Here is a 5146-nt window from a genome sequence, read left to right as displayed (position 1 = left end):
GCGGTATCCCACCTACGTCTGCCGGGCCTGCATCGAAACGGCCACGACGATCGACGGTCAGCCGGCCGAGATCGTCCAGTCCCACGCCTTCCGGTCCGGTGCCGGCTTGCGACTCCGCTCGACGGGAGTGCTCATCCCCGACGACACTCGGACGACCGCGCCAGCAATTCTGTGAGCGGACTATGATTCCGGCGTAAATTCTTCTACCCCCTCCACTCTCAGGGCGATCCCCTCGATGCCTTTCTCGGAGGGCAAATTGGCTGTGAGGGTAAACCTCACCTGATGAGGCTCGATCACGCGGTACATGTGCCGGTTCCAATCCTCGTGATAACTAAAGCTTTCGGAATTCATTAGGAAGTCGGCTTTGCCGATGAGCCCGTCAATCTGCGCCTCGGCGTCGACGGTCACGCGGAGCGTCAACTCTCCCGCCTCGCCTGTTCGGAATACCTTGTGCGATATCGACGTGTTGTCAGGGTGGATCCAGTTGAAGCAGACCTCGACGAGGTCGGTCTGGATGGGGCTGGTGTATATCCCATCACCCTCGTAGACTCCAAAGTCCTGTTCAAGATCGCGGCCTTCGAGCTCGGCGAGTGCGTGATTGACGGGCTTGGCCAGCTGGCGTGGATTGATGCTTTCCTCGACACGTAGCGCCTCAACGAGTGGGCTGATCTCGTCATGCTTCAAGAGTTCAGGAAGACGTTTGACGATCTCAAACCTTTGATCAGCCGGAAGCTCAACTTCGAGGTCACCGTGCAGCCCACCACCTTCGTGGGCGCAGAAGTCTTTGTGATTAGCCGTGACGAAGATCACCAGAGTTCCTCGGTCATCGAGTTCGGCGCAGAGCGTTTTGACGGTCTCCCAGATCAAGGCGTCACGAAACCCCTTACCGTCCTTGGTGAATGGCTTCCTGGCGTCTAGATCTCGCTCAAGGAGATCGGCGACCACGACGCCCGGGTACGGCGGAACCTCTACATTTTTGTCTTCAAGATGCCTACGGGCAGAGTCGTAGAGATCCGTTCGCGACGTGCGAGGCAGATCAACGATTGGGCGGGCTACATCTAGAGTGTCGAGCGTCTCCCCGTAGGTCTTGATCTCGGTGTCAATCTTGGCGCTGAGGTCTTCAATTTCCTGAAACCATTGCCGCGACAGCTCGAGGAGGACAACCTCGGGAAGCACCAGGCGGACTTGGCCCTTCGCTGCCAGAGCGAAAAGCACAAGGCTGTCGCTGCGGGAGAACGGCTTCCGGCCGTACAGCGCGTTGCTGTCGAGAATGACCACGGGCTTCATGCTCCAAGAATAGAGAGCGAACGGTGTCATGAGCCAGCTTCACCACGTTCAGCAAACGGTCGTTCGATAACGCTTCTGAGACGGTCTACAAACGCCTCAAGACGATCGAATCAGGCGACCTGCCGCTGCCGGCCACGACGATCATCGATATCTCGTAGCTGAGACAGGCTGATCTCGCGGTTTACGCTGTGGACCGCATAGTGTGGACCGAAGCGCGAGGAGCGCTTACGTAGCCGGGCACAGCACTAATGCTCTCCCCGACCAGTGAGCATCGCTGTCCTGTGGCATCTTTGACATAGAGGCAAACGTCTGAGGTGACGAGGCGCTCTGCATGCCTACGGGCATGCCCAAATGAAGGAAGGACTTCACCGTGACCATTCCCGTAGCCGAAGATGAGACACAAGCGCCCGAGAACGTGCAGGATTTCGAGGTTGTGATCCGTGAGTGCAACAGCATCACTGAAGCCGCGATCACGCTTCGCCCCGGCGCGCTGAACATCAAGTACGGACCCAACGGCCTCGGCAAGAGCACCATCGCGCATGCATTGGAGTACCGGGCGGAAAGTGACGAGCGCTTGGCTGAACTCACGCCGTTCAGACACTTGCGGGCCGAGCCTGCGGTCGTTCCGGTAGTGGAGGGTGCGGACGAGATCAAGAGTGTGCTCACATTCGACGACGAGTACGTCTCCACCTTTGTATTCCGCAAAGACGAGGTCGTCGAAAACAGCTTCGAGATCTTCATCAACACAGACGAGTACCGCGCCGGTCTCGCGGAGATCGACGAGATCTTCGAGTCGTTGAAGGAAACCTTTCTCGAAGGGGTCGAGCTCAACGAAGCAATCGGTCATTTTACCGAGCTTCGAGACGCCTTCGGCATCACCGCCGCCGGAAAGCTGTCGAAGAGCAGCCGGGGCTCAAAGGCACTCAGCATGGGCGGCAAACTGGATGTGATCCCGGAGGCACTTCAGGGCTATTCCGAGTTCATAAAGAGCGACAACCCCGCAAAGTGGATCACGTGGCAGGCGCAAGGCAAAGAATACCTCGGCCTCTCAGACAACTGCCCATTTTGTTCGACCGTCAGCGTCGACAAGACAACCGCGGAGAAGGTATCCGCTGAGTACAACTCAGCGGCGGTGAAGAACATGAGTAGCCTGAGGGCCGTGATCGAGAAGCTCGGCGGATACCTCGACCCGGAGCACCTCGAGCAGCTGGAGAAGCTCACGAAGCTGCTCACGGATATGACCGCAGAGCAGGAGCGATTCCTTGTCAACCTGCACGGGGAGATCGTCACCTTCCTGAACAAACTCACGGCTGCTCGCAATGTCTCGTTCCATGCGCTACGCGAAGCCGGGGACGTAGAGATCTTCCTCAACGGCCTGCGAATCGACCTCAGCCTGTTGCACGGGCTACGATCGGACGCTACCCAGGACATCGTGACGTCGATCAACACCAAGCTCGATGAAGTGGAGACCCGCATCATAGACATCAACAAGCGGATCTCTCGACAGAAACGCAGGGTCGGACAGCTGATCCAGGAGAACCAGCGCGCGATCAACGACTTCTTGAGCTCGGCAGGATACAAATACGCAGTTCGTATCGAGGAGAACGGCGACTCTTACCGGATGTTGCTCGAACACCAGGACAAGGCCGGACACCTGGAGTCAGCAGGTCAGCACCTCAGCTACGGAGAGAAGAACGCGTTCGCGCTGGTGCTCTTCATGTACGACGCCAGACGTCGCCAGCCAGACCTTGTGGTCCTCGATGACCCGGTGTCAAGCTTCGACAAGACGAAGAAGTTCGCGATCCTGCACCAGCTCTTCCATGGCGAGAACAGTTTTCGAGACGTGACCTGCCTGCTGCTCACTCACGATCTTGAGCCGGCGATCGATGTCGTGCGGACGTCGGCGAAGCCAGTCGTCCACTTCCTCACGGGACGCGACGGCGTGATCTCTGAGCATCCAATCACGTCAGACGACATCATGACCTTCTCCGAGGTGTGCAAGCAGAACATCGCGACCGCTACTGACCCGGTGATCCAGTGCATCTATGCGCGGCGGCTTTTGGAGGTCCACGGCACGAGGAACATGGGCTACGAGCTGCTATCTAACCTGTTGCACGTTCGCGACGTCCCGCTCCTGAAGCCGAACACTGATGGTGAAGCCCCGATGACTCGGCTGGAGATCGTGGCCGGAACCAATGAGGTACGGGAATTGCTTCCCAACTTCGACTATCAGGCGCTTCTCGCTGATCTGAAGGATGCTCAGAAGGTCAAGACGAGGTTCGATGCGACTGACGTCGGCTACGAGAAGGTTCAGCTGTTCCGAGTATTCACGGTGCTGAGCCCGACGGTACTGACGAGAGACCGTATCTTCACGAAGTTCGTGAACGAGACTTACCACATCGAGAACGAGTACGTAATGCAGCTAAATCCGCAGACTTTCGACGCGGTCCCTGAGTACGTCGTCGCAGCCTGCAAGGACCTTATCGACGCGAACTTACCTGCTTAGGGCACGTGGCGGGACGAGTTCGCGTAGGTGGGACTCGTCCCGCCAGCATGCTACGTGGCTGACTGGGACCACTGCTGCACCCACCATCGTCAGCGGTGGCAGTCAGGAGCGCGCGCGGCGACGCCACGGACTCCCACCGACCCGAAGTGTGCTGGGCAGCGCTTCGGGCAAGGTGTACGTTGCAGCGCATGGTCAGCTTCCGATAATTCAGAGAGCGTATGTTCAGCCCCATGTCCGGGCAGCCCCGCGAGGCACTTTCAAGCACGTCCAAGCCTTCTCGACAAATCGGAGCACGCTATGGGGCTAGTACACGTCGTCGTGGCACACCGAGCACGGTTCGTGCGGCTACGCGAACTCGAGGATCTGGAGGCGCGAAAATGGACGGTGCGGTAGCCGACAGCGTTGATGACGCATCGGCCAGGCTTCCCTGAACGGTGACTTCCGCGCCTGGATGATGAGCCGAAGAGGGTGAGGAACTGAGGAACTGATCCGGCGTCTGACTCCGACGGGACCTCGCGATGATCGTCTTCGTGTACGGCGAGACTCCAGAGGAACGCCAAACCGTCGTCTTGCACACACATATCCAGGAGGCCCGGGCCTCCTCGACGAACTCTCAGCGATCGGAGCGACGCGTATGCTCAGACTCCGTCCTCAGTTCTTCCTGGCGGAACTGCGCGGCGCGACGGTCGACCTCGGCAAAGGCCTCGTCCAGGCTGATCTTTCCGTCGACGTAAGCGCTGACGCTCGCATGCCTGTCGCATCGGGCCGAGTGCCGTCGAGGTCCCAGCTCGCGAGGATGTCGATCATCGATTCGCGGCGCGCTGCGACAGGGTCGTCGACGAGATGCGAAGGCTCAGGCTCGGTCGTGGTTCCATTCTCCCGCGCACGACCACACAGCACGATTCCGACGGGCTTGACACACATCAATTCGGCATGATCAGGCGTCTTAGACGCAGACCACGACCGACTGACAGGGAGTGAGGGAGCGCGAGCGATGAGCATGCCACTGACGGATTTCGTCGCCGAGCACCCCGAGGACCGCGCACTCGTCGAGGAGCACAATCTGCAGCCCGGTCCAGAACTCGGGCTCGCTCGAGCACGTCCCCCTCCATGCCGGCTGTATCGAGTGTCGCGAGGACCCGCTCGAATCCGTCAGTGGTGATACCCACGCCTCCCCCTTCGATGCCGCGACCCAACCGCTCACCGGTCATGCTCACGCTATCGGTACGCCACGCCGCCTAGGCTGATGGCGTGACCGTCGATCCACCCGCGCAAACGTGTCCGCTCTGCGGAGCCATCGTGCCCCTGAACCCGCGGTATCCCACCTACGTCTGCCGGGCCTGCATCGAAACG

2 protein-coding genes are annotated in these 5146 nt (G+C 59.5%); one reads left to right on the top strand and one right to left on the bottom strand.

Going from position 1 to position 5146, the window contains the following annotated elements:
• Window positions 1–180 precede the first annotated feature (180 nt).
• Window positions 181–1287, bottom strand: a complete 1107-nt coding sequence (locus KXS11_RS18140; RefSeq protein WP_437387094.1) for a PIN domain-containing protein — start codon at window positions 1285–1287, stop codon at window positions 181–183.
• A gap of 370 nt (window positions 1288–1657) precedes the next feature.
• Here KXS11_RS18140 and KXS11_RS18135 point away from each other — a divergent pair, with 370 nt between their 5' ends.
• A complete protein-coding gene (locus KXS11_RS18135) occupies window positions 1658–3793 on the top strand; it encodes an AAA family ATPase (RefSeq protein WP_437387093.1) in 2136 nt (711 codons plus the stop codon).
• The last annotated feature ends 1353 nt before the right edge of the window (window positions 3794–5146 follow it).

Origin of the sequence: Plantibacter flavus (genome assembly GCF_051487245.1) — a bacterium.
Taxonomy (GTDB): domain Bacteria; phylum Actinomycetota; class Actinomycetes; order Actinomycetales; family Microbacteriaceae; genus Plantibacter; species Plantibacter flavus_B.
The sequence above is the reverse complement of the archived record's forward strand: the minus strand, read 5'-3'. Positions and strand labels throughout refer to the sequence as shown.